26 protein-coding genes and 1 pseudogene are annotated in these 24,657 nt (G+C 64.3%); 16 read left to right on the forward strand and 11 right to left on the reverse strand.

The window, feature by feature from the left end; all coding sequences use genetic code 11:
• Window positions 1-111: 111 nt before the first annotated feature.
• Window positions 112-489 carry a response regulator gene (locus V5279_RS21820; RefSeq protein WP_029082686.1) on the reverse strand — a complete coding sequence of 126 codons (378 nt, stop codon included), beginning with the start codon at window positions 487-489 and terminating at the stop codon, window positions 112-114.
• Between the two features lie 360 nt (window positions 490-849).
• Here V5279_RS21820 and V5279_RS21825 point away from each other — a divergent pair, with 360 nt between their 5' ends.
• Window positions 850-1,500 carry a protein-L-isoaspartate(D-aspartate) O-methyltransferase gene (locus tag V5279_RS21825; protein WP_338700873.1) on the forward strand — a complete coding sequence of 217 codons (651 nt, stop codon included), beginning with the start codon at window positions 850-852 and terminating at the stop codon, window positions 1,498-1,500.
• 110 nt (window positions 1,501-1,610) lie between these two features.
• On the forward strand, window positions 1,611-2,993 hold the full coding sequence (locus tag V5279_RS21830; RefSeq protein WP_338700875.1) for a LysM peptidoglycan-binding domain-containing M23 family metallopeptidase: 1,383 nt from the start codon (window positions 1,611-1,613) through the stop codon (window positions 2,991-2,993).
• 97 nt (window positions 2,994-3,090) lie between these two features.
• Here the strand turns inward: V5279_RS21830 and V5279_RS21835 are convergent, their stop codons facing one another.
• Window positions 3,091-4,062: an ATP-binding protein gene (locus tag V5279_RS21835; RefSeq protein ID WP_338700877.1), complete on the reverse strand. Its 972-nt coding sequence runs from the start codon at window positions 4,060-4,062 to the stop codon at window positions 3,091-3,093.
• Window positions 4,063-4,252: 190 nt separating this feature from the next.
• Between V5279_RS21835 and yajC the strand changes: the two genes are divergently transcribed.
• Genes yajC through V5279_RS21860 form a run of 5 tightly spaced genes read left to right on the forward strand, consistent with a single transcriptional unit; the run spans window position 4,253 to window position 8,543 of the window.
• A complete protein-coding gene (yajC, locus tag V5279_RS21840; protein ID WP_166295821.1) occupies window positions 4,253-4,609 on the forward strand; it encodes a preprotein translocase subunit YajC in 357 nt (118 codons plus the stop codon).
• A gap of 40 nt (window positions 4,610-4,649) precedes the next feature.
• Window positions 4,650-6,254 carry a protein translocase subunit SecD gene (gene secD, locus V5279_RS21845; RefSeq protein ID WP_338700880.1) on the forward strand — a complete coding sequence of 535 codons (1,605 nt, stop codon included), beginning with the start codon at window positions 4,650-4,652 and terminating at the stop codon, window positions 6,252-6,254.
• Window positions 6,255-6,264: 10 nt separating this feature from the next.
• Window positions 6,265-7,293 (forward strand): protein translocase subunit SecF, encoded by a 1,029-nt coding sequence (gene secF / locus V5279_RS21850; RefSeq protein ID WP_166295815.1) that lies wholly within the window; start codon window positions 6,265-6,267, stop codon window positions 7,291-7,293.
• Window positions 7,294-7,299: 6 nt separating this feature from the next.
• Window positions 7,300-7,683: an Mth938-like domain-containing protein gene (locus V5279_RS21855; protein ID WP_338700883.1), complete on the forward strand. Its 384-nt coding sequence runs from the start codon at window positions 7,300-7,302 to the stop codon at window positions 7,681-7,683.
• Window positions 7,680-8,543 carry a phytoene/squalene synthase family protein gene (locus tag V5279_RS21860; RefSeq protein WP_338700885.1) on the forward strand — a complete coding sequence of 288 codons (864 nt, stop codon included), beginning with the start codon at window positions 7,680-7,682 and terminating at the stop codon, window positions 8,541-8,543. Before V5279_RS21855 ends, V5279_RS21860 begins: the two co-directional genes overlap by 4 nt.
• A 71-nt stretch (window positions 8,544-8,614) precedes the next feature.
• Here the strand turns inward: V5279_RS21860 and V5279_RS21865 are convergent, their stop codons facing one another.
• The 4 genes from V5279_RS21865 to V5279_RS21880 form a co-directional block, all read right to left on the reverse strand.
• A complete protein-coding gene (locus V5279_RS21865; RefSeq protein WP_338700887.1) occupies window positions 8,615-9,070 on the reverse strand; it encodes a DUF1488 family protein in 456 nt (151 codons plus the stop codon).
• Between the two features lie 3 nt (window positions 9,071-9,073).
• Window positions 9,074-10,177, reverse strand: coding sequence for a serine/threonine protein kinase (locus V5279_RS21870; RefSeq protein ID WP_338700889.1), 1,104 nt, complete (start codon window positions 10,175-10,177; stop codon window positions 9,074-9,076).
• A 5-nt stretch (window positions 10,178-10,182) separates the two neighbouring features.
• On the reverse strand, window positions 10,183-11,616 hold the full coding sequence (trmFO, locus tag V5279_RS21875; protein WP_338700891.1) for a methylenetetrahydrofolate--tRNA-(uracil(54)-C(5))-methyltransferase (FADH(2)-oxidizing) TrmFO: 1,434 nt from the start codon (window positions 11,614-11,616) through the stop codon (window positions 10,183-10,185).
• Window positions 11,617-11,726: 110 nt separating this feature from the next.
• Window positions 11,727-11,879 carry a DUF1127 domain-containing protein gene (locus V5279_RS21880; RefSeq protein ID WP_016846063.1) on the reverse strand — a complete coding sequence of 51 codons (153 nt, stop codon included), beginning with the start codon at window positions 11,877-11,879 and terminating at the stop codon, window positions 11,727-11,729.
• Between the two features lie 732 nt (window positions 11,880-12,611).
• On the opposite strand from V5279_RS21880, the gene V5279_RS21885 reads away from it, so the two are divergent.
• Window positions 12,612-12,896 (forward strand): hypothetical protein, encoded by a 285-nt coding sequence (locus V5279_RS21885; RefSeq protein WP_029082674.1) that lies wholly within the window; start codon window positions 12,612-12,614, stop codon window positions 12,894-12,896.
• Window positions 12,897-13,058: 162 nt separating this feature from the next.
• On the opposite strand, the gene V5279_RS21890 is transcribed toward V5279_RS21885, so the two are convergent.
• Both V5279_RS21890 and V5279_RS21895 read right to left on the reverse strand, forming a co-directional pair.
• Window positions 13,059-13,874, reverse strand: a complete 816-nt coding sequence (locus tag V5279_RS21890; RefSeq protein ID WP_338700908.1) for a lytic murein transglycosylase — start codon at window positions 13,872-13,874, stop codon at window positions 13,059-13,061.
• Between the two features lie 230 nt (window positions 13,875-14,104).
• Window positions 14,105-15,016, reverse strand: coding sequence for a DUF2189 domain-containing protein (locus V5279_RS21895; protein ID WP_338700909.1), 912 nt, complete (start codon window positions 15,014-15,016; stop codon window positions 14,105-14,107).
• 289 nt (window positions 15,017-15,305) lie between these two features.
• Here V5279_RS21895 and V5279_RS21900 point away from each other — a divergent pair, with 289 nt between their 5' ends.
• Window positions 15,306-15,713 (forward strand): DUF3597 domain-containing protein, encoded by a 408-nt coding sequence (locus V5279_RS21900; protein WP_029082671.1) that lies wholly within the window; start codon window positions 15,306-15,308, stop codon window positions 15,711-15,713.
• Window positions 15,714-15,815: 102 nt separating this feature from the next.
• Complete coding sequence (locus tag V5279_RS21905) at window positions 15,816-16,607, forward strand: fumarylacetoacetate hydrolase family protein (RefSeq protein WP_338700911.1); 792 nt, start codon at window positions 15,816-15,818, stop codon at window positions 16,605-16,607.
• Window positions 16,608-16,618: 11 nt separating this feature from the next.
• Here the strand turns inward: V5279_RS21905 and V5279_RS21910 are convergent, their stop codons facing one another.
• Window positions 16,619-16,891, reverse strand: coding sequence for a GNAT family N-acetyltransferase (locus tag V5279_RS21910; RefSeq protein WP_166295791.1), 273 nt, complete (start codon window positions 16,889-16,891; stop codon window positions 16,619-16,621).
• A gap of 100 nt (window positions 16,892-16,991) precedes the next feature.
• Between V5279_RS21910 and V5279_RS21915 the strand changes: the two genes are divergently transcribed.
• The 4 genes from V5279_RS21915 (at window position 16,992) to V5279_RS21930 (ending at window position 21,238) form a co-directional block, all read left to right on the forward strand.
• Complete coding sequence (locus V5279_RS21915) at window positions 16,992-17,936, forward strand: tetratricopeptide repeat protein (protein ID WP_338700914.1); 945 nt, start codon at window positions 16,992-16,994, stop codon at window positions 17,934-17,936.
• 174 nt (window positions 17,937-18,110) lie between these two features.
• Window positions 18,111-18,512: an SPW repeat protein gene (locus V5279_RS21920; RefSeq protein WP_166295786.1), complete on the forward strand. Its 402-nt coding sequence runs from the start codon at window positions 18,111-18,113 to the stop codon at window positions 18,510-18,512.
• Window positions 18,513-18,717: 205 nt separating this feature from the next.
• On the forward strand, window positions 18,718-20,358 hold the full coding sequence (locus V5279_RS21925; protein ID WP_338700916.1) for an acyl-CoA synthetase: 1,641 nt from the start codon (window positions 18,718-18,720) through the stop codon (window positions 20,356-20,358).
• A 4-nt stretch (window positions 20,359-20,362) separates the two neighbouring features.
• A complete protein-coding gene (locus V5279_RS21930; RefSeq protein WP_338700918.1) occupies window positions 20,363-21,238 on the forward strand; it encodes a PCC domain-containing protein in 876 nt (291 codons plus the stop codon).
• 714 nt (window positions 21,239-21,952) lie between these two features.
• On the opposite strand, the gene V5279_RS21935 is transcribed toward V5279_RS21930, so the two are convergent.
• Together V5279_RS21935 and V5279_RS21940 are read right to left on the reverse strand one after the other, a co-directional pair.
• Window positions 21,953-22,108, reverse strand: a complete 156-nt coding sequence (locus tag V5279_RS21935; protein WP_338700920.1) for a hypothetical protein — start codon at window positions 22,106-22,108, stop codon at window positions 21,953-21,955.
• Window positions 22,109-22,555: 447 nt separating this feature from the next.
• Complete coding sequence (locus V5279_RS21940) at window positions 22,556-22,807, reverse strand: hypothetical protein (RefSeq protein ID WP_166295777.1); 252 nt, start codon at window positions 22,805-22,807, stop codon at window positions 22,556-22,558.
• 409 nt (window positions 22,808-23,216) lie between these two features.
• Between V5279_RS21940 and V5279_RS21945 the strand changes: the two are divergent.
• Both V5279_RS21945 and V5279_RS21950 read left to right on the forward strand, forming a co-directional pair.
• Window positions 23,217-23,971, forward strand: a pseudogene (locus V5279_RS21945) (AAA family ATPase).
• 146 nt (window positions 23,972-24,117) lie between these two features.
• A complete protein-coding gene (locus tag V5279_RS21950) occupies window positions 24,118-24,657 on the forward strand; it encodes an SRPBCC family protein (RefSeq protein ID WP_338700924.1) in 540 nt (179 codons plus the stop codon).

Consider the following 24,657-nt stretch of genomic DNA (forward strand, 5'->3'; position numbering starts at 1 on the left):
AAGCGATGTCCGGGACGGTCTGAGCAATGAATCCCGGATGTCCCGGAGCCTGTCATTGGTCGCGCGTTCGCGCGACCCGTTGGCTCATCCGGCTACGCAGTGACGTGCCCCTTAGACCGGCGCGCTCTTCATCGCGCTTGATATCACCTGGGCCAGCGTTTCCAGCTGGAAGGGCTTTTGCAGCGCCGGCCGGTCGCGATACTCCGGAGGCAGGCCGGACGAGCCGTAGCCGGTCGCGAAGATGAAGGGGCGGTTGCGGGCGTTGATCAGCTCGGCGACCGGGGTGATCACCTTGCCATTGACGTTGACGTCGAGGATCGCGAGGTCGAATTCGGTGGATTGCGCAAGCCTGACCGCCTCGCCGATTTCGCCGGCCTCGGCCGCGACCGTGTGGCCGAGCTCCTCCAGCATGTCGGCGACCATCATCCGGATCATGACCTCGTCCTCCACGAGGAAAACTGAACAGCCCGCCGGCCGTATCGCTGTCATGATGGAATCCTTGCTCGTCCCTGAAATAGGCTCGCAAATAACATTACAGCGCGCAACGCAAACGTTTGGGATTTGGTCGTTTTCCAGCGCCGACCGCCGTTCGTCGCATCGCCCCGCTGAGGCTTTACCCGGCAGTCAGCGAGGTGTGGCGATACGGCCAGATATCCCGGTCGGCGGCAGCTGGGCGTTAACCGCGCGGCGTTGCCGATTATATGGGATGGTGCCAACGCCAAATCAGGGTGCTGGTTCCTGACGGGGAACAAAACGCAACGGGAAATTTTTCCTTAACGCGGTATTTCGGATTTCAATGGCATCAAGCAGAGCAAGATTCCGCGCTGCTGCCCAGAGACGCTGACGACCATGGCCGTGAAGTCAGATCCGACCGAGAAGATGATGTTTCAGCTCACCCTGCGGCGGCGCGGCGTGAGCGATCAGGCGGTGCTCCGCACCATGGAGGAGGTGCCGCGCGAGCTGTTCGTCGATCCGCGCGATCGCAGCGAGGCCTATCGCGACAGCGCGCTCGCGATCGCCTGCGGGCAGACCATCAGCCAGCCCTTCGTCGTGGCCTACATGACCGAGCAGCTGCAGCTGCAGAAGGACCACCGCGTGCTCGAGATCGGCACCGGCTCGGGCTACCAGGCGGCCGTGCTGTCCCGGCTGTGCAAGCAGGTGCTGACCATCGAGCGCTACCGGACGCTGGCCGACGGCGCCCGCAAGCGCCTCGAAAATCTCGGCTATTACAACATCGAGGTGCTGCTCGGGGACGGCTTCGACGTCCCGGCGGGAGCAGGTGATTTCGACCGCATCATCGTCACCGCGGCGATGGAGCAGATCCCGGAGAAGCTCTTGGAGCGGCTCGAGCCGGGTGGCGTCCTGATCGCCCCGGTCGGGCCCCATCAGGGCACCCAGACCCTGGTCCGCGTGGTGCGGACGGAGAACGGCTTCGACCGCAAGGAGCTGGTCGACGTCCGCTTTGTGCCGGCGCTGCCGGGAATCGCGCGCGAATTGTAAATTCCGCGATTTGCCGCTTGGTGCCAACGCCTTATTCGCAGGGTTAAGCGGTTATTTACTCGGTACGTGTTTACTCAAAACAGTCTTTTGTTGCGTACGAGTGAGTAACCATGTCTGGGGTTGTCGAGTTGCTTCGCTCGCGTCGCGTGCCGCAGGTTGCGGTGCTGACGCTGATGTCTATGGCTTTTGCCGGTTGCAGCGCCGACATGTCGTCGCGCTTCTCGCAAAACTCCTACTCGCAAAATCCGTTTGCGCTTGATCCGCAGCCGACCGGCACCGTGCAGCAGCAGGCACAGCCGCCGCGCGAGCTGCCGCAATACGAACGGCCGCGCACCCAACCGCAGTATTCCCAGTATCAGTCACAGCCATTGCCGCCGCCGGTTGCGGCGCCGCAATCCTATCCGGTCGCCGGCGCTGGCGTCTCCGGCGGAGGGCGCGGGCTTTCGTCCTACACCCCGCCGCCCGCGCGCCCGCAGATCGAAGCCACCGGCACCGTTCCGCGTTCGGTCGCCGCGGCGCATGCCGGGCATAACGGCACCACCATCATCGTCGGCACCAGCGATACGCTGGACGTGCTGGCGCGCCGCTACAACGTCTCGTCGGCCGAGATCCTGCGCGCCAACGGTTACAAGGGACCGCGCGCGCTGTCGCCTGGCCAGCAGCTGATCATTCCGCGCCCGACGGCGTCAGCCGCGGCACCCGCGATGGCGGCGCCGGCCGCGCGTCCTGTTGCCGTGGCAGCCGCGCCTGCCGGCATCCACTATGTCAATCGCGGCGACACGCTGCACAGCATCGCGCGCCAGCACCACATCCCGGTCGCCGAGCTTGCCCGCGCCAATAATCTCGATCAGTCGGCGCGGCTCAGCCTCGGCATGAAGATCGTCGTGCCCGGCGCCAAGACTGCGATGGCGGCTCCCGCGCCCGTTGCGCAAGCTGTTGCTGCTGCGCCCGTCGCAGCGGCCCCGGTGCCGGCCCTGGCAGCTCCGAAGGTCGTCGCCACCGCGCTGCCGCAGCAGAGTGCGCGGCTGGTTCAGCCGACCGCGACTGTCGAACAGCCCGTTGCTGCCGCAGAAGCGCCCGCAGCCACCAAGTCGAGCGAAGCCACCGGCGCATTGCCGACCTTCCGCTGGCCGGTGCGCGGCAAGGTCATCACCGCCTATGGCTCGAAGACCAACGGCAAGGTCAATGACGGCATCAATGTCGCTGTGCCCGAAGGCACGCCGGTGAAGGCGGCGGAAGACGGCGTCGTCGCCTATTCGGGCAACGAGCTGAAGGGCTACGGCAATCTGGTGCTGGTCCGCCATTCCAACGGCTACGTCACCGCCTACGCCCATGCCAGCGAAATCCTGGTCAAGCGCGGCGATACCATCAAACGCGGCCAGGTGATCGCCAAATCCGGCCAGTCGGGTGAGGCGGGTTCGCCGCAGCTCCACTTCGAAATTCGCAAGGGATCGTCTCCGGTCGATCCGCTCCAGTTCCTCAACGGCGCATAAGTTACGCGCCGGGACTTCCAAGGGACTTCCAAGTCTCACAACAAAGAAAATGGGGGAAGCGCAAGCCTCCCCCGTTTTGTTTTGATCGTTGATGCGATTACTGGCCGGCGAGCCGCACGCCAAGCCGGCCCGCCAGTTCCTGGGTGTATTGCCAGGCGACGCGGCCGGAGCGCGATCCGCGGGTGGTCGACCATTCGAGCGCCTCGCGCTCGAGTTCGTCTTCGGCGATCTTGATGCCGTAATGATCGCAATAGCCCTTCACCATCGCGAGGTACTCGTCCTGGCTGCAGCGATGGAAGCCGAGCCAGAGGCCGAAACGGTCAGACAGCGAGACCTTTTCCTCGACCGCTTCGCCCGGATTGATCGCGGTCGAGCGCTCGTTCTCGATCATCTCGCGCGCCAGGAGATGCCGCCGGTTCGAGGTCGCATAGAGGATGACGTTGTCGGGGCGCCCCTCGATACCGCCTTCGAGCACCGCCTTCAGCGATTTGTAGGAAGCGTCGTTGCCGTCGAAGGAGAGGTCGTCGCAGAACACGATGAAGCGGAATGACGAGCTGCGCAGCAGCTCCATCAGGCCGGGCAGGCTCTCGATGTCTTCGCGGTGAATCTCGATCAGCTTGAGCCGGTCGGCCGGCTTGCGGTCGACATTGATGCTGGCATGGGTGGCCTTCACCAGGGACGACTTGCCCATGCCGCGGGCGCCCCACAGCAGCGCATTGTTGGCGGGCAGTCCGTTGGCGAAACGCTCGGTGTTCTCCATCAGGATATCGCGCATCCGGTCGACGCCCTTGAGCAGGCCGATCTCGACGCGGCTGACGCGTGGCACCGGGGCCAGGCGCCCATCCGGGTGCCAGACAAAGGCGTCCGCGGCACCGAACGACTCGGCCGGATCGGCGGCCGGGGAGGCAGCCGAAAGCCGGCTCGCAATGGTCTCCAGGGCGTTCGCGATCCGCTCGGCGGTCGCGCCGTCGAGCGGCGTTTCCGGGCGTTTTGTCGCGGCTCTCGCCGCGCGTTTGCTGGCGGTTTTGGGGGCGGTTTTACTGGTGGTTTTTTTGGCTTTTTTCGGCATTTGTCCAGTTCCTGACGGCGCAGCCTTATCGGGCTGGCGGCGGTCCCGCAAGCGCCCTAAATGAAGGTCCGTTAACGTTGCAATTGGGACCGCGGCCGCTATAGTCCGCGCGAATTTGTCCGGACCGCCATACCGCCCCGAATCCGAGGGCGCTGCCGGTTCTTTCCCGTCTTATCCGAGGATCGTCCGAATGCTGATTACTCCTGCGTTTGCTCAGGCTGGAGCTGGCACTGATACCAACAGCATGTTGATGTCGCTGCTGCCATTCGCGCTGATCTTCGTCATCATGTACTTCCTGATTCTGCGCCCGCAGCAGAAGAAGGTGCGCGATCACGCAGACCTCGTGAAGAACATCCGCCGCGGCGACACCGTGGTGACCTCGGGCGGCCTCGTCGGCAAGGTGACCAAGGTGGTCGACGACGACCAGATCGAGTTCGAGATTTCGGACGGCGTTCGCGTGCGGCAGATGCGCCAGATGATCTCGGGCGTGCGGACCAAGGGTGAGCCGGCGAAGGGCGACGCCAAGGACGAGGCGTCCGCGAGCTGATCGCCGCGGAGCCTTTTGCCGAATCTGACAGGTCAATTCGATGTTGTATTTCACGCGGTGGCGAGCGCTGGGGATCATCCTGACAGCGCTGGTGGTCTGCCTGTGCGCCGTGCCCAATTTCTTTCCCGAGGCGCAGGTCAAGACCTGGCCGGCCTGGGCGCAGCGGCGTCTCGTACTCGGCCTCGACCTGCAGGGCGGCTCGTATCTGCTACTCGAGGTCGACGCCAACTACGTGAAGAAGGAAAAGCTCGAGCAGGTTCGCGACGATGCCCGGAAGGCGCTGCGTGACGCCCGGATCAGTTTCACCGGGGGCGTGCAGATCCGCAACGACGGCGTCGAGGCTAAGATCGCGAAGGAGGCCGACGTTCCAGCGGCGTTGGCGAAACTTCGCGAGGTCGCGCAGCCGATCGGCGGCCTGCTTGGCTCCAGCGGCCAGCGCGACGTCGACGTGACCGATGCGGGCGGCGGCTTGATCCGTCTGACCGTGTCGCAGCCCGCGATGATCGAGCGGATGCGCAAGACCATCGAGCAGTCGATCCAGATCGTCGAACGCCGCGTCAACGAGCTCGGCACGGTCGAGCCTGTAATCCAGCGTCAAGGCACCGACCGCATTCTGGTGCAGGTGCCGGGTCTGCAGGACCCGACGCGGCTGAAGAAGCTGCTCGGCGAAACCGCCAAGATGGATTTCCGGATGGTCGACACGTCGGTGTCGCCCGATCAGGCCCAGCAGGGCCGGGTGCCGCCGGACTCCGAACTGTTGATGAGCGCGTCGCCGCCGCCGGTTCCGTATGTCGTCAAGAAGCAGGTTCTTGTTTCCGGTGGCGAGCTCTCCGACGCCCAGCCCGGCTTCGACCAGCGCACCGGCGAGGCGATCGTCAGCTTCAAGTTCAATACGTCGGGCGCCCGCAAATTCGCTCAGGCGACCGCCGATAACGTCGGGCAGCCGTTTGCGATCGTGCTCGACAACAAGGTGATCTCGGCACCCGTGATTCGCGAGCCGATCACCGGCGGACAGGGCCAGATCTCCGGCAGCTTCAACGTGCAGTCGGCCAACGATCTGGCGATCCTGATGCGCGCCGGCGCGCTACCGGCGCCGCTGACCGTGGTCGAGGAGCGCACCGTCGGTCCCGGCCTCGGGCAGGACTCGATCGAGAAGGGCGAGCTCGCGGCCTATGTCGGCTCGATCCTGGTCATCGTGTTCATGCTGCTCACCTATCGGCTGTTCGGGGTGTTCGCCAACATTGCCGTGGCCATCAACGTCGCCATGATCTTCGGGCTGCTGTCGCTGCTCAACGCCACGCTGACCTTGCCCGGCATCGCCGGCATCGTGCTGACCGTCGGCATCGCGGTCGACTCCAACGTGCTGATCTATGAGCGCATCCGCGAGGAATTGCGCGGCGGCCGCAACGCGATCTCGGCAATCGACGCCGGCTTCAAGCGGGCGCTGGCGACCATCCTCGACTCAAATATCACCACCTTCATCGCTGCCGCCGTGCTGTTCTACATCGGCACCGGACCGGTGCGCGGCTTTGCCGTGACGCTCGGCATCGGCATCATCACCACGGTGTTCACCGCCTTTACCCTGACGCGCCTGATCGTCGCCGGGTGGGTGCGGTGGAAGCGGCCGCAAACCGTGCCGATCTGAGAGGCCTGTTGTGACTCATATCGTTCTCATTGGCCTTGGCATCCTGATCGCCGTGCTGACCGTGGTCGCGGTGCTCGGCCTGCTGCCGGCGCTGCGTATCGTGCCCGACGATACGCATTTCGATTTCACGCGCTTCCGTCGCATCAGCTTCCCGATCTCGGCGCTGCTCTCGATCCTCGCCATCACCCTGTTCTTCACCCACGGCCTGAACTTCGGCATCGACTTCAAGGGCGGCACACTGCTGGAAGTACGGGCCAAGTCCGGCACCGCCGACATCGCCGGGATGCGCACGACCTTGAACGGTCTTGGTCTCGGCGAGGTGCAGTTGCAGCAGTTCGGAGGTCCGGCCGAAGTCCTGATCCGTGTCGCCGAGCAGCCCGGCGGCGATAAGGCGCAACAGGATGCGGTGACGAAGGTGCGGGGCGCGCTTGGCGAATCCGTCGAATACCGGCGGGTCGAAGTGGTAGGACCGCGGGTCTCAGGCGAATTGCTGGCGTTCGGCATGCTCGGCCTGATGCTCGCGATCGTCGGCATCCTGATCTATCTCTGGTTCCGGTTCGAGTGGCAGTTCGCGCTCGGCGCCATGATCGCCAACGTCCACGATATCGTGCTGACGATCGGTTTCATGTCGATCACTCAGGTCGATTTCGATCTCACCAGTATCGCGGCGCTGCTGACAATTCTCGGTTATTCGCTCAACGATACCGTCGTCATCTACGATCGTATCCGCGAGATGCTGCGACGTTACAAGAAGATGCCGATGCCGCAGCTCCTCAACGAATCGATCAACTCGACGCTGTCGCGCTCGATCATCACCCACGTCACCGTGACCCTGGCGCTGCTCGCGCTGCTGCTGTTCGGCGGCCAGGCGATTCACAGCTTCACTGCGGTGATGATGTTCGGCGTCGTGCTGGTCGGCACCTACACCTCGATCTTCATCGCGGCGCCAATCCTGATCTATCTTGGTGTTCACACCACGCGGGGCGAGGCGCAGGATGCGCCGGCCAAGAAGCCGGACGCGGCGGCAGCCAAGAAGTAGCCGGTCATGAACAACTCCTCGGACGCTCCCCATCTTCCGAGGTCGGCGCCGATCGAGGCTTACGGCAAGGGCGGCTTCGCGTTCGCCGATATGTCGCACCGCGGCTCGCTGCTGTGCCTGCCTGACGCGATCTGGGCCTGGCCGGTGACCAGGCCGCAGGAGATCGACGAATATTCGCTGCAGAAGGTGTTCGCATCAGCCAATGCGATCGACACGCTGATCGTCGGCACCGGCACCGAGGTCTGGGTACCGCCAAAGGGCCTGCGCGAGGCCCTGCGCGCGGTGCGGGTGGTGCTCGACCCGATGCAGACGGGGCCTGCGATCCGCACCTACAACATCATGCTGGGCGAGCGGCGCCGCGTCGCGGCGGCGCTGATCGCGGTGCCATGAGCGCGGCGGAGGCGCCAAAGGACGGCGCGGCCTTCTGCGCCGATCTGGTGCGCACCCATGACTTCGTGCGCTACGCGTCGACCCTGTTCATGCCGGGTCCGGAACGCCGGGCGCTGCTTGCGCTCTACGCCTTCAACATCGAGGTCTCGCGCGTGCAAGAGCAGGTCAGCCAGCCGCTGCCCGGCGAGATGCGGCTGCAATGGTGGACCGACATGCTGGCCGGGGCAGGGCATGGCGGTGTCGAAGGCAATCCGGTCGCAGCCGAACTGCTGCAGGCGATCCGCAATCATCGCCTGCCGGTCTCGCCGTTGTCGCAGCTGGTCGAGGAGCACCAGTTCGATCTATACAACGACCCGATGCCGTCGCTGGCCGCGCTCGAGGGCTATCTTGACGCTACGGCGTCTGCGCTGTTCTCGGAGGCCACGCGCATCGTGGCGCGGCCATCGGAGGCGATCGATCACCTGGCCCGTCATGCCGGCCTTGCCCAGGGCATGGCGCAGGTCATCGCGGCGCTGGGCCGCGACGCCTTGCGGCAACAGCTGTTTCTGCCGCTACCGCTGCTTCAGCAGCACGGCAGCAGCAAGGAAGAGGTGTTTCTCGGCAAGCCGACGCCGAACATCCGTGCGGCGATCGATCAGCTCGCGGACGAGGCGCAGGCCCATCTCAAGACCGCATTCGGGCTGCTTGCGGATGTCCCGTCGGGCGTGCGGCCGATCTTTCTGCCGCTCGCTCATGTCAGGCGCGAGCTGAACCGGGCGAAGAGGGCCGACAACGATCCGTTCCTGCCGCAGCCGGTCTCGCGCCTGCGCACGCTCTGGACCTTGTGGCGAGCTGCGCGCACCGAGGAATTCGGTCGCTAAAGCATCATCCCGAAAAGTGCGAAGCGGTTTTCGCTCGCGACAAACGCGAAGCGTTTGCGCGAAGATGATGCTCAACTCGGCTCTTTCGAGATGTGCTTGGTGAAGATCCGGATCGTTACGCCCTTGACCACCGGACCGCTGTCAAAGATGTCGGACGCGATCATCTCGATGGCGTCGCGCAGCGCAACGAATTGCGCCTGCCGGGCCAGGCTCGGTGTTCCGCGCGTGCCGGCCAGCTCGTCCATTGCGGCATCGCTGATCTGGCATTCAATTTCCTGATCGCCGTGCATCATGGTGAATCCGAACGCCAGGCGTTCGGAATTATATCCCCCGATACGGCCACGGGTGAGTGGCATTAAGCTTGTTCCTTGAGGCGCGCTAGCCCCGCAAGATTGGCGCGTCGAGCTGCGTTTGTCGAGAGTGTGCGCGCTAAAGCGCGATGCGATTGGGTTGGATCGTCGTCGCGCTTTAGCTTGTTGTTTGAGCATGATCTTTTCGGAAAACCGCTTCGCACTTTTCCGGATCATGCTTTAGCGCGCCGGCCGATCCATCTCGGCTACTTCAAAATTGAAGCGATCGCGCAGATTCTTGCGCTGCTCGAGGATGTCCTTGAGGAACTCGCGATCGGCATCGCTGCGCATCATCGGCTCGATCAGGTCGATCTGGTTCATGGCGACGAGCTGCAGGATTTCGGTGCGCGGCTTGCCGGCCGCATCGCGCGGCAGCGCATGCACGATCTGGATGTGTTCGGGCGGCTTGACGCCCTTGGCTGCAGCAAGCTCGCTGCGCAGCGTCCGTTCCAGCGCGGACTGGTCGGCCTCGACGAAGGCATAGAGCCCGACGCCGACGCGCCGGTCGGCAAAGGCGACGATCGCGGTGTCGCGCACATCAGGATTCCTGCGGATCAGATCGACCAGCACCGGGGCGTCGTTGACCAGCCGCCGGCCGCCGCCCTCGCGGTCGGTGAAATTGAAGATGCCGCGGGTCACAGCCTGATAGACCTTCTTGCCGGTCCTGAGCCAGATGCTGGCTACCGCCGACTTCTTGGCGAGCACCTTGCGCTCCTTCGGCGTCAACGCCTCCGGCGCGTAGCTGCGCTTGTGCTTCAAGAGATGCCGCAGATCCTCATAGGCCGCGATGCGGAACAGCCGGCTTCGGCTCTTGAAGCAGGCGGCGAGTTGGAAGTCGGTGAGGTAGGCGCGGCCGTCGCGGCCGACCAGCCAGTTCTGCTCCTTGGCGAGGTCGTTGTGGCAGATGCCGGCGCGATGCAGCTTGCGCAACGCGGCCTTGGCGGAGCGGAAATAAGCGACGTCGCCGTGCGGCTTCGCCAGATGCAGCGCCACGCCGTCGATGAAGCCGCGCACCAGCGCGCGCTTGCCGGCCCACAGCAACTTGGGGCCGACGTCGAGGTCGCACGCCAGCGTCAGCGCGCGGCGTTCGCGCGAGAACAGATGCAGCGCCACGAGGAACGACCAGAACGGCACCTGATCGAGCCGGCGCAGCACGCCGTCGACCTCGCCGTCATCGGCGCGGAAGCGGCCGCGCTCGACGGTCGAGAACACATCGCGCTTGAGCAGGACACCCTGGCGCCATCGCGCCGACAGCGTCGCGTCGTCGTCTTTCGGCAAGCTCATGATGGTCAGGCCGCCGCTGCAATGCGCAGGTGCTCTGCGATCCAATGGTCGAGGTCGGCGAGCGCCCGCGCGCTGATCGCCTGCTTCTTGGCGACCGTCTTCTCGTTGCCGCGCAGTCGCGAGCCGTCCGGCTTCTTGGTCGGAGGACTGGCCAGCGGCGGGAACAGACCGAAATTGATATTCATCGGCTGGAACGAGCGCGGGCCGGATTCGATGGTTTCGATATGGCCGCCGGTGATGTGGCCGAGTAACGCGCCGAGTGCGGTCGTGGCCGGCGGCGGCGTCAGCGCGGCGCCGCGCATCTCGGCGGCGGCGCAGAGCCCGGCAATCAAGCCGACGCTGGCCGACTCGACGTAACCCTCGCAGCCCGTCATCTGCCCGGCGAAGCGCAGCCGCGGCTGCGCGCGCAGCCGCAATTGCCCGTCGAGCAACTTTGGCGAATTGAGGAAGGTGTTGCGATGCAGGCCGCCGAGGCGGGCGAACTCCGCCTGCTCGAGGCCCGGGATGGTGCGGAACACACGCTGCTGCGCGCCGTGCTTCAGCTTGGTCTGGAAGCCGACGATGTTGTAGAGCGTGCCGAGCTTGTTGTCCTGCCGCAGCTGGACGATCGCATAGGGCTTGACCGTCGGATTGTTCGGATTGGTCAATCCGACCGGCTTCATCGGCCCGTGGCGCAGCGTTTCGTGACCGCGTTCGGCCATCACCTCGACCGGCAGGCAGCCGTCGAAATAGGGCGTGTTGGTCTCCCAATCCTTGAAGTCGACCTTCTCGCCATCGAGCAGCGCCGCGACGAAGGCGTCATACTGCTCCTTGGTCATCGGACAGTTGATGTAGTCGGCGCCGGTGCCGCCCGGGCCGACCTTGTCGTAGCGCGACTGAAACCAGGCCACCGACATATCGATGGAATCCTTGTGCACGATCGGCGCGATCGCGTCGAAGAACGCGAGCGCGCTCTCGTCGGTCAGCTGCCTGATGGCGTCGGCGAGCGGCGCCGAGGTGAGGGGACCGGTGGCGATGATGACGTTGCTCCAGTCGGCCGGCGGCAGGCCGGCGACTTCCTCGCGGCTGATCTCGATCAGCGGATGTTCGTTCAGCGCCTTGGTAACGGCGGCGGAAAAGCCGTCGCGGTCGACCGCCAGCGCGCCGCCGGCGGGCACCTGGTTGGCGTCGGCCGAACGCATGATCAGCGAGCCCAGCCGCCGCATCTCGGCGTGCAGCAGCCCGACCGCGTTGTTGGCGGCATCGTCGGAGCGGAAGGAGTTCGAGCAGACCAGTTCGGCGCAGCCTTCGGTCCGGTGCGCCTCGGTCATCCGGTGCGGGCGCATTTCATGCAGGACGGCGCGGATGCCGGCATTGGCGACCTGCCAGGCGGCTTCCGAGCCGGCGAGCCCCGCGCCCACGATGTGCACGGGTTGGGAAGAGGATTGATGCGGTGTCATCGCGCAGCGTTAGCGCGTTTTGATTCCATATGCATCTGAAACCGCGCCAAAAACGATAACGCCCGCTGCAGGAGCGGGCGTTATCCGTTCATCAGATGGCTTGCGGCCGATTAGCCGTTGTAGGTACCGGCGGCAACGCGCGGAATGTCCGAGCGGTCGAGGCCGATATCGGCCAGTTCGCGATCGCTGAGCTGGGACAGTTCGCTGACATTGCGCTGATAATCCCGGAAAGCCTGGATCATGCGGATGAGCGAGAGCAACATGGTAGTCTCCTAGTAGTTCCGATTCAGCTTTTCAACGCCTCATCGTTGAAGTGAATATAGATGATATGGTGCAGCGCGGTAGTTCCAATGGTGCGATGCAGCTAAGCTCAAAACGCATGGCGGAGGTAAGCTTCGATTAACCGTTCCGGGTATCGCGGGCCGCTCTCCGGACGGACGTTCCCTAGGAGCTGTATCTCCCGGAGAAATATTCCTGAGATCAGTAGGTTAAGAGAATTTCAGCATATCTAAAGACTTTGCTTATGTGGTAATTAAGGACCGTTCAATCAACTTCTGGCGCACCCATTAGAGACGGATCACTTCGATGTGTTCCATGCGTGATTCGCATGCAGAATCGTGACGTAAGAATGATCACCAGTTCATTGTATTATCTCGACGGCGCTGAATGATTGCAGCGTCAATCGGTCGCATTGATTCGAGAGGTAATTCGATCCTGTGGCTGCCTCATATTTGGCTTTCGGTCGGCATGTTGCGCAGATCGACTTGCTGATTACCGGAAACGCGCTTCGGTTGAAGTGAACAGCTGCAGCAAAGCTAATGCGGCGGCGCTTCCTTACGGGCATGTAATCAAAACACTATGCAACGCATGCGCGATCCGCGCGCAACGCTCATCACATTTGGATCGCACGAAGTTCATTCTGAACGCTGCCGGGAACAGCGATAAATCGTTCTGCAGATTCCGCAATCACGCTGGTTTCTGTTCAAGAACAAAAGATGGAACATCTCATGATCAAGACATTGATCGCAGCAGCCACCGTAGCTGCCGTTGCTTACGCCGTCGCTCCCGCTCAGGCCGCGCATCATCATCATGCGGGCCTCGGCTGCAGCGGTGACAACCTCGGCAAGACCGAAGCGGCTGTCGAAGCTATGGCCGACAACGAGGTCAAATTCGCGGCGGAGAAGGAAGTCTCGCTCGCCCAGGACGCGATGCTGAACAACAAGTGGGGCGCTTGCGGCGCGCACCTCAGCAAGGCTGCAGAAGCCAGCATGGCGAAGTAAGCTTTTGATCATGGCGATAAGGGCCGATTGCCTGGGGCGATCGGCCTTTTTGATTCATCCGGGCAGGATCAGCGCTGATCGAACCAGCGCCGAAGTTCGGGCTTCTCGTCTTGGCGGTCGTCCTGGCTCGCCGCCACGCAAGCCGGTCCGAGCTCCAAAGCGCTAGGGCGCCTTGGCGAGTTGGGTCGCGAAGTAGCCGATCGTCCGAGCGTAAATCTCGCTCTTGTTCCACTGCTGGATCACCGCAAAATTCTCGCTGCCCGGCTCCCAGCCCTTGCCCTGCTTCCAGCCATGGCTCTTCAGGAAATTCGCCGTCGACGCCAGCACGTCGGGCACGTTGCGCAGGAGATCGCGCTTGCCGTTGCCGTCGAAGTCGACCGCGAACTTGATGTAGGACGACGGCATGAACTGGGTCTGGCCGAGCTCGCCAGCCCAGGCGCCGCGCATCTCCTGCGGCGCAAGATCGCCGCGCTCGACGATGCGCAACGCATCCATCAGCTCGGCCTTGAACATGTCGGAACGGCGGCAATCATAGGCGAGCGTCGCCAGCGAGCGCATGGTCGCAAACTTGCCGGTGTTGACGCCGAAATCGGTCTCCAGCCCCCAGATCGCGACCAGGATTTCGCCCGGCACGCCATAGGCCTCCTCGATTCGCGACAGCACCGAGCCGTAGCGCTTCATCATGTCGGAGCCGCGGTTGAGCCGGGGCGGCACCATGCGGCCGGAGAACTGCTCGAACGTCTGGCTGAACACCTGCTGCGAATGGTCGCGCGCCAGGATCGCCTTGTCCTGCGTGACGCCATTCAGTCCGGCCTGGATCGCGTTCTGCGAAATGCCCTTCGCCGCAGCCTCCTTCCTGAAATCATCGAGCCAGGATTCGAACGTGCCCGTGCCGCACGGGGCGGCGAGCGCAGACGCCGTCGAGGTCACGAGCCACGCGCCGATGGCGAGCGTGCGAAAGGAAAGGTGAGAGGTCATCGGGCAATTCACTCCGGAGTCTGCGATGTCATCGATTGGTCGCGGAATCCGGCGGTATGTTCGCGGCAACAGCGGCCAAAACAAGGCTCTTGATCGATCGATTTATCTCAGATGGCGCTGCAAATGCCACGCCAATCTCAAATCCATTTGACGGTCAGGACAACAAAACCGCCGGCCAAGCATCGGTCGGCGGTTGCTTTGACGTTCACGAGTTCACATTCGGCCAGCGCTTACCCGCGATCGCTGCGCCGCCACGGGAACAGGTTGGCGGGGAAGTCCGCGGCGGGCTTGCGCTCGCGCGGCTCGGGAATCACCGGCCGCGCATTCGGATCCTTGACGATGACCTCGCGATAGAGATGCCAGGTGGCGTGACCAAGCAGCGGGATCACGACGGCAAGCCCGAGGAAGAACGGAATCGAGCCGAGCAACAGCAGCACCGCGACGATCAGGCCCCAGGCGGCCATCGGCACCGGGTTCTGTGCCACGGCGCGCATCGACGTCACCATCGCTTCGCCGGCGCTTGCCTGGCGGTCCAGCATCATTGGGAAGGCGACCACGCTGATGCACAGCGCCACGAGCGCGAACAGGAAGCCGACACTGCAGCCGACCACGATCAGCCACCAGCCTTGCTGGGTGGTCAGCACGCGCGCGGCAAAATCGGGGATGTTGGCCGCGGTCTCATAGCCGAACACCGCCGTGTAGATCGCTTGGGCGGTCGCGATCCAGGTCACGAACAGCGCGAACAGCAGCGTTCCGACCCCGAGCATCGCGCCGAACGACGGCGACCGGAATACCTCCAGGGCGTCCCACGCGGACGCTTCCCCGCCGTCCTCGCGGCGGCGGCTCATCTCGTAAAGACCGATCGCGGCAAACGGGCCGAGCAGGGCAAAGCCCGCGGCCAGCGGAAATAGCAGGGGCAGCACGGAATAACCGTGCACCGTGCGCGCCAGCACGAGGCCGAGCACGGGATAGATCAGACACAGGATGATGGCGTGGCTTGGCACCGCCTTGAAGTCTTCCCAGCCGAGACGCAGCGCATGATGCAAATTGGACAGGCCGATGGTGCGGATGACAGGCGCAGACGCGGTGCCTTGTCCGCTCGGCGTCATCGATGTGACATTGCCTTGGTATTGACTGGCCATGGTCGTTGTCTCCCTCTGGACGGTCGCATTTTGCGCCCGGCACGCGGGCACAAACGTACCGCCTCTCGAAACGATCACGAGCAAGCCAGACGCGAAAGACAAAGCAGGGAACTGGCCGTGTCGCGAACTGTGCATTGAGGCTACTCCCAAACCGCGCCAAAAGCACTCACGCTTAAGTGAAATGTCGCATTGGCAGGCTATGGTGGGGGCGATACACTTTATCGGCGACCTCGGTCAGGCGTCCCAGCGCCGTCTGGCCTTCACATCTCAACTCTCTTGGGAGCGAACGATGAGCATTTTCGGAAAAATCATGGGCGCGATCTTCGGCAGCAGCGCGAGTGCCGCGCCCGCCGGCGGCACCACCACAGCTCCCGCCGGAGGATCCGGCAGCACGTCGCCGTCTCCCGCCGCAGTGCCCGCCGGTGCGGCGCCCGCCCAGTCCGTTGACGTCGCCCCGATCCTCGACAAGGCGGTCGCCGCGAAGGGCGAGAAGCTCGAGTGGCGGACCTCGATCGTCGACCTGATGAAGGCGCTCGACATCGATTCCAGCCTGTCGGCCCGCAAGGAGCTCGCCAAGGAGCTCGGCTATTCCGGCGACACCAGCGATTCCGCCAGCATGAACATCTGGCTGCACAAGCAGGTGATGGGTAAGCTCGCCGCCAATGGCGGCAAGCTGCCTCCTGATATCAAGCACTGACGGGACAGCGATCCCGCACACGGCCAGGGCCCGCGCCAGCGCGGGCCCTTTTTTATGGGGCGGCGAACATCTATAGATCGGCCAACAACAAGGAGAACGCCCATGACTGATCTCGACCGCCGGACCATGCTTGCGACCGGCGCCTTTGCACTGGCCGGCGCCGCCGCGCAATCCGCGCCGGCCCACGCGCAGGCCGGACCGAAGGCGATATTTCCGGTGCCGGCGGTGACGATCCCGATCGTCGGCGAGGCCGAGGTGTTCCAGGTCCGCCGCATCTACTGCATCGGCCGCAACTATGCGGCGCACGCGATCGAGCGCGGCTCCGATCCGACGCGCGAGCCGCCGTTCTTCTTCCAGAAGCCGACCGACGCGATCCAGAACGTCGCCGTTGGTACCGTCGCCGATCATCCCTATCCCTCGCTGACCAAGAATTACCACCACGAGGTCGAGCTGGTCGCGGCGCTGAAATCCGGCGGCACCAATATCCCTGCCGAGAAGGCGCTCGATCACGTCTATGGCTACGCGCTCGGGCTCGACATGACGCGGCGCGATCTGCAGAACGGCATGGCCGCGGAGAAGAAGCCGTGGGAGATCGGCAAGAGCTTTGACCACGCGGCGGTGCTTGGGCCGATCCACCCGGCTGATAAGACCGGCCACTTCACGCAAGGCGCGATCTCGCTCGCGATCAACGGTACGGTGCGGCAGAGCTCGGATCTGAAGAACATGATCTGGAGCGTCGCCGAGCAGATCGCAAAGCTGTCCGAGGCGTTCGAGCTGAAGGCCGGCGACATCATCTATTCCGGCACGCCGGAGAATGTCGGCCCGGTCGTCAAGGGCGACGTGCTGCTTTGCAAGCTCGAGGGCTTGCCGGACATGTCGATCAAGATCGTCTGACGGATAAGGCGCTAGCCCGCAAGATCCGCATATTCCGGATGCTTGCCGAGATAGTCCACCACGAAGCCGCAGCCGGCGATCACCTTGTGGCCGTCGGCGCGGATCAGCTCCAGCGCCCCCTTGACCAGCTCCGAGGCGATGCCGCGGCCGCGCAGGGCGCGGGGCGTCTCGGTATGGGTGATGATCACGGCCGACGGCGTTCGCCGGTAGTTCGCAAAGGCTGTACCGCCCTCGGTGTCGAGCTCGAAGCGCCTCTCGGCCTTGTTGTCGCGGACGGCAGCCATCGCAAAATCCCGGTTGATTCACAGGCCCTGATCTAAGCGCGTGAACCCGCCGGTGCAAAGCCGCGACCAACCCGCAAATTGGCATTTGTGGATTGACGATATGCGCATTTTGGCCTGCCTGACCGCCGCATTGCTCGGCGCCGCCCTGACGCTGCCAAATCCTCCGCAAGCCGCCGCCGGCGACGATCCGAACTGGCAGGCCTGCGTCGGCCTGACGACGGCGCCGGGTGACCGTGTGACGGCCTGCAACGCCGTGATCGACGGCAAGACCGAGACCGGCAAGCGGCTGGCCGGGGCCTATTGCAACCGCGGCCACGGCCTGACCGAGAAGCGCGAGCTCGACGCCGCGCTCGCCGACCTCAACGAGGCGATCAAGCTCGATCCTGCCTACGCCTGCGCCTATTCCAATCGCGGCCGCGTCTACGCCTTCAAGCGCGATCTCGATCATGCGATGGCCGACTACGACGAGGCGATCCGTATCGATCCGACCTTCGCGCTGGCCTACAACAATCGCGGCGACGCCTGGGCTACCAAGGGCGATCTCGACCGTGCGCTGGCCGATTTCAGCCTCGCCATCAAATACAATCCGCAGCTCGCCACCGCCTACGGCAATCGGGGCTTTGCCTATTTCCGCAAGCGCGATGCGGCGCATGCGATCGCCGACTACACCACTGAGATCAAGCTCGAGCCCAACGTGCTCGCCTATATCAACCGCGGCAATGTCTATCGCGACATCAATCAGCTCGACCGCGCCGCTGCCGACTATGGCGAGGCGGCGAAGATCGCGCCGACGGACGCGCGCGGCTGGCGCAACCGCGGCCTGATCCGCCTCTATCAGGACGACATCAAGGGCGGGATCGCCGATTACGACAAGGCGCTGCAATACGATCCGAATGACGCCTATTCCTGGAGCAACCGCGGGCTAGGCAAGATGCAGCTTGGCGACAAGAAGGGGGCCGCGGCCGATTTCCGCAAGGCGCTCGAGCTGCGGCCGGATCTCAAGACCGCCCAGGAGGCGCTGGAGCGCCTCGGCGCGGCACGGTGAGGTTCGATCCGGTCGGCCGGCGCTTCTGCCGCGTCGCACACAGCTTGCCAGGGCCTTGCGGGCCGATACGGTTCGATTAGGTTTGATATCAGACATACGCCCCTGACGCGGCCGGATGGTCTGTCTGTACGGAGTGGCCGCTGACGTATGCCCCTTGTCGCAAGGAGGTTGGTCATGTCGAACAATCGTTTCTTCAACATACATCGCCCCTGGGAGGACTGGGTCGGCATGCTGCTCGGCGTGCTGATCATGGTCTCGCCCTGGTTTCCGATGCAGGTCAGCGGCGCCGTCGATATCGAGCGCAGCCATCTCGTCCTCAACAGCTTCATGGTCGGGATGCTGGTGCTGGGCGTCTCCCAGCTCGAATATGTCGCGCTGCATCGCTGGGAGGAGGTGGCGAGCATCCTGCTCGGCCTCTGGCTGATGGCATCGCCGTTGGTCTTTGGCTACTCCGAAGACCAGGCGCTGCAGTTCTGGCACATCCTGCTCGGCGCGCTGGTCGCCATGATCGGCGCGTTGCAGCTCTGGCAGGACTGGAACCTGAGCGAGCAGGAACTGGCCAGGCATCCGCAGTAGCGGCCCGGTCCAAGACCAACGGATTGACCGCCGCCGCGGTATCATGGCGCTGCGGCGGTCGGGCCTTGCCGAAGGCTGCGGCTTGGCGATAAACCGGACAGCACCATCCCCTTGCGGCGCTTGAAGACGCCCGGTTCTGACCGAGGAAATACCCGATGACCGTCCTGATCCTGCCCAGTCTGCTGTGCGTGTTGGCGGGGCAGCAATGAGCAGGGAGGCTTCGACCGCGCCGCGCGGCGGGATCGCGCGGGTGTCGCGCCGGGTGATGAACCTGGCCTACATCCTGACCCAGAACGCCCGCCGCCACGGCGATCGCCCCGGCTTCATCTGGAACGAGAAGGCCTGGTCGTGGCGCCATATCGACCAGAACGTCTCGGCGCTGGCGGCGGCGCTCGCCGCGCGCGGCATCGTCAAGGGCGACCGTATCCTGGTGCATTCCAAGAACTGCGACGAGATGTTCTGGTCGATGTTCGCGGCCTTCCGGCTCGGCGCGGTCTGGGTGCCGACCAATTTCCGCCTGATGCCGGACGAGGTCGCCTATCTGGCGGCAGCCTCCGGCGCCAAGGCGTTTCTGTGCCACAGCGATTTCCCCGAGCACGCCAAGGCGGCCGCCAATCCCGCGCTCGAATTCGTCTGGCGGATCGGTGAGGAGGGCACGTTCGGCGAGGCGACGCTCGGTGACGTCATCGCCAAACACGCCGGCGCTGCGGTCCAGAACGTCGCGATCGAGTACGACGACCCCTGCTGGTTCTTCTTCACCTCCGGCACCACCGGCCGCTCCAAGGCCGCGGTGCTGACCCATGGCCAGATGGCCTTCGTGATCACCAACCATCTCGCCGACCTGATGCCCGGCACCACCGAAGACGACGCCTCGCTGGTGGTGGCGCCGCTGTCGCATGGCGCCGGCGTGCATCAATTGGTGCAGACCGCGCGCGGCGTGCCGACCATCCTGCTGCCGTCGGAGAAATTCGACATCGCGGAGGCGTTCCGCCTGATCGCCAAGCACCGCGTCAGCAACATGTTCACGGTGCCGACCATCCTGAAAATGATGGTCGAGCATCCCGCTGCCGACCAGCATGATCATTCCTCGCTGCGCTACATCATCTACGCCGGCGCGCCGATGTATCGCGAGGACCAGAAGGCGGCGCTGAGCAAGCTCGGCGGTGTGCTGGTGCAGTATTTCGGGCTCGGCGAGGTCACCGGCAATATCACCGTGCTGCCGCCCGGCCTGCACGATCCCGAGGACGGCCCGCATGCGCGGATCGGCACCTGCGGCTTCGAGCGCACCGGCATGCAGGTCTCGATCCAGGGCGACGACGGGTGCGAGCTGAAGCCGCACGAGACCGGCGAGATTTGCGTGATCGGCCCCGGCGTGTTCGCCGGCTATTACGACAACCCCGAGGCCAATGCGAAGGCGTTTCGCGACGGCTGGTTCCGCACCGGCGATCTCGGCCATATCGACGAGGAGGGCTTTGTCTACATCACCGGCCGCGCCTCCGACATGTACATCTCCGGCGGCTCCAACATCTATCCGCGCGAGATCGAGGAGAAGCTGCTGACGCATCCTGCGGTCGGCGAGGTCGCGGTGCTCGGCGTGCCCGATCCGTTCTGGGGCGAGGTCGGCGTCGCCGTCTGCGTCGCGCGCGAGGGCGCCGAGGCCGTCGGCGAGGCGGAGCTTGCGGCGTATCTCGCGCCAAAAGTGCCGCGCTACAAGATGCCGAAGCGCTTCTTCTTCTGGGAGGCGCTGCCGAAGTCGGGTTACGGCAAGGTGCCGAAGCGGCTGATCCGCGACGAGCTCGAGGCGCGCGGGTTGCTCGAGGTGATCGCCAAATCGACGGGCGCGTGAGGCGATGCGCAGCATCGCCCAGCCCGGCGCTCCCATCCCCGAGCGCATCCAGTGGGTCGCCGCGCGCGGCCGCCCCTTTTCATTCGTGCTGGAGGCCGGCATTCCCTTGCTCGAGGCCGTGCGCCGCGGCTTTGCGGCGGAAGGATTTGCCGGCGGCGTGCTGAGCACGAAGGCCGGCGCGCTCGGCCCGTTCGCCTATGTGATGCCGGCGCTGTCGAAGGACGGCGTCAACGCCGCGTTCTACAGCGACACGTTCCGTCCCGACGGCGTGACGCGGCTCAAGCTCGCGGCGCTGACCTTCGGCGAACGCGACGGCGCACCGTTCTTTCACTGTCACGGATTGTGGACCGAGGCCTGTGGCCGCATCAACGGTGGCCACATGCTGCCGGATGAGACCATCGTCGCCGAGCCGTTCGAGGTGAATGCGTTCGGGATCGACGGCGCGACGTTTCTGGCGGAGCCCGACAGCGAGACCAATTTCAAGCTGTTCGGTCCGGTCGCAACCGCGCCGCGCGGGGCGAAGACCACGCGCCATGCCTACGCGTTGCGGCTGCGGCCGAACCAGGATTTTGCCTGCGCGCTGGAAGGCTTTTGCCGCCAGCACGGCATCCTGCGCGCGCGGCTGCATGGCGGTGTCGGCTCGACCATCGGCGCCGTCTTCACCGACGGCCACAGCGTGGTGCCGTTCGCGACCGAGCTTGCGGTGACCGCAGGCGAGATCGCGCCTGATGCGGATGGCCGGCTGCACGCTGAGCTCGACATCGCGCTGGTCGACTATCTCGGCGGCATCGCCGAGGGACATCTGGTGCGCGGCGACAATCCGGTGCTGATGACGATGGAGCTGGCGCTCGAGGTGCTGGAAGAGACGGAGCGGCCTTAGGGGTGGGGTGTTGTCTCGGTCGGGTTGTCCCTGCTTTCGAAAGCAGGGACCGATATCGCCGCTTCACCGTCGTCGTCCCGGCGAAGGCCGGGACCCATACGCCGCGGCAGATGTAGTGAACGGCACCCGTCGTTCCAGCGTAGCGCAACAATCAGCACTCGTGGTTATGGGTCCCGGCCTGCGCCGGGACGACACGGAGTGTGTTGCGCGGTCTGCGAGTCATACATGGCATTCTCGCGACATGATTTGCCCGAGCTTTGCTCTTCGTTTCGCCCTCTTCAAACAGAGGGCGCAGGGAAAGCCGGGTGCCGATCGCACCCATGGCCCCCGTGCAAAAGGTAGAAAGCACGGGGGTAGGACCACAGGTGTAACCGGAGCAATCCGGCTTTCCCTGCGCGATGGGTTACGGCTTACTTCGTGCTCTCCCCGGCGAGACTGGGCTTGCTTGTCACCGCCTTCGCATCACGCCTTCGCGTGTTGCGACGAGACACCTGCCGCTAGGGCGTCAGGACCACACGACTTCACCGTCCGCATTGCGTGCTCTCGTCAGTCACACGCTCCGCGTCCACCGCATCTCACACCGCGTTCGTGACGATCGCGAAGCGCCCCTCGATCGGGTGAGACAGCAAATTCATACACCAAGTCATCGTTCCGATAAACCGAAATATTTTTGTCATGGGGGCTTGCGCCGTCGGGCAACTCAGTGGCAGGGGGCTACCTGCGCTTGCGCACATGGATGTTGATGTCGAGGTCGATCGCGCTGACGCAGGTCTGCGCCGTGCGGTGCGAGCCGATTTCGCGCGAGCGGCCCTTGCGCATGCTGACGTCGCCGATATGGAAACGAGGATTGTTGGAATAGCGTGCGGACATTGTTTGGCCTCCGAACCGCGGGGAGTTCGAAGCGCTGGCTGATTTCAATCCCGGCTATCTGCAACGAAAGTCGCAAACGGCGTAACCCACTTGCGCGCCGTAGCGCGCTTGAAACGAAAGCCCGCGGCCGACTAGAATTGCGAAAAGGGGGGCGTCCTGGGGTAGGAGGCTCGTCGATGACGCCACGTTTTGCTTTGATCGTTTTTTCAATTGTATTTGGCTTGGCGGTCACATTCGCCGCGATTACGACGTCCAGGCATATTGCGGCTTCTCAGGCTGCCACCACCGCGCGCGCAACTTGATCGCAGCGACCACAGGCCAAGCGCCGCCGCCTGGTCAACTCAGGCGACGACGCCCGTCTGAGGGCCTCAGGGCGAAGCCCGCGCTCAGCGTAGGTGGCCGTTATGAACGGTTCGTATACCGGCGGGCAATACGACCGTGGTTCCCCTAGAACGAAGCGTATGCGTTTCGGAACGCAATGGCGCCAGCGAGTGATCGTGGCCGTGTGCGCACGGCATGGCCGTCGTTGCCGCTCTGTACGATCCACTGGCCGTTCTGCTGGCCCACGATCTTGCCGACGTGGTGACGCCAAACCACGATCGCGCCGACCGAAGGGCCACCCGCATTGCTGCCGTATCGCGCCCAGGATCGCGCCAGGTTGAACTGCGGACCCGGATCGCTACCGACCTGGGTGCGCATGAACCATCCGCACCACGCGGCTGGACGGCCGGAATGTGCATGATGCCGATGACGGTGATGGCCGCGGGCTTCGGCGGCAGAAGAAGCAAGGGCCGAAAGCACGGCAACCGCAGTCAGAAGTTTACGCATTACAAAGTCCTTCTTGTTGTTGGCAGAGGATCCTTGGTGTGGGGAGGGGCGCAGCGACGATCTGCGTTTGGTAGCGAAGGGACCGCATCGGTCCGGCGACGCTCGCGAGGCGGGAACATGCCCCGCTCAGGCCTTTAAGAAATGGGCTATGGCCAAAATATGGCCGGGGTTCCGCGTCGGCGGAGCGCGTCAGCGATGATGTTCCTGCTATGTTCTTGACGGGTCGATCTCGGTCTGGGATTGTCGCTCGCGCGGCCGCAGAACGGCGGAGGCAGGACGAATGGCCAAAGGACGAAACCGCCCGATCAACATGCCCGCGCCATACCTGCGGCGGGTCTGGCTCGATCCCGCGCGGATCCCGGACCGCGAGGCTTACCCATTCGTGTTGCCTCTGCTGCGCGACGACTTCGAGCTGAACTTCGACAAGGCTGTTTCCATCATCGTCGGCGAGAACGGCACCGGCAAGTCGACGCTGCTCGAGGGCATCGCCGTGATGGCCGGTTATGATGACGCCGGCGGCGGCAAGGGCTACATGCCGGTCGATCACGGCAACGCGGTCGAGAAGATGGGCGGCTCGCTTGCGACCGCGCTCCGCGCGAGCTGGCTGCCGAAAATCACCAAAGGCTGGTTCTTCCGCGCCGAGAGCTTCTTCTCGGTCGCCAGGTATCTCGACTCCGTCGCCAGCCCCTATGCCGACTTCCTATCGCACTCGCACGGCGAGGGCTTTTTGCGCTTCTTCGAGGAGCGCTGCCAGCGGCAAGGCATCTTCATCTTCGATGACCGGAGTCGGCGCTGTCGCCGGCGCGCCAGATCGAGTTCCTCAAGCTGCTGCACCGGATGAACGGCACTGGCCACTGCCAGGTGATCATGGCCACGCATTCGCCTGTCCTGATGGCCTATCCGAACGCCACGCTGCTGCGGCTGACGAAGTACGGGCTCGAGCCGGTGAACCTGAGGGACACGGATCACTACAAGGTCATGCGCGAATTCTGCGACGACCCGAAGGGGTTCGTCGAGGCGGCAATCGCGGAGTGAGGGGGGCCAGTCAGGCTTGCCTCCCGGGGAAGACCGCGCCCGCGACTTCGCTCTGGTGCTAGCAGCCGGTCCCCGATCCGGTCTAAACCTCGACCCATAAGCTTCGGCACGCGCTTGGCGACAGACCGACAGATCAGGGAGACGACATGAGGAGAGCGATCGCGAAGGCCGGCGTCGTGGTGGCGGCATTGGCTGTGCTGGGGGCCGCCTGGGCCCATGGGCCGACCCGGCAGAAGGTGCGGGAATCGATCGAGATCGATGCGCCGCAGGCCAAAGTGTGGGCGGTGATCGGCAATTTCCAGGACATGAGCTGGCTTCCCGGCGTCAGCAAGACCGAGGGCGAGAAGGGCAATGAGATCGGCGCCACGCGGCGGCTGACGCTTTCGCCCGGCGCCACGGTCGACGAGGAGCTCTACAAATACGAGCCTGAGATGATGAGCTATTCGTACCGGATCACGGCGGTTGACGTGAAGGTGCTGCCGGTCACCAATTATTCCTCGACGCTGTCGCTGTCGCCGGCACCCGGCGGCAAGACGAAGCTGGAATGGACCGGCGCGTTCTATCGCGGTTTTCCGAACAACGACCCGCCGCCGGAACTGAGCGACGAAGCCGCGGTGAAGGCGGTCTCCGGGCTCTACCGCGCCGGCCTTGAGGCGCTGAAGAAGAAGATCGAGAGCGGCAGCTGA

The organism is Bradyrhizobium sp. 26S5 (genome assembly GCF_036923295.1).
In the GTDB taxonomy this organism is placed as follows: Bacteria; Pseudomonadota; Alphaproteobacteria; order Rhizobiales; family Xanthobacteraceae; genus Bradyrhizobium; species Bradyrhizobium septentrionale.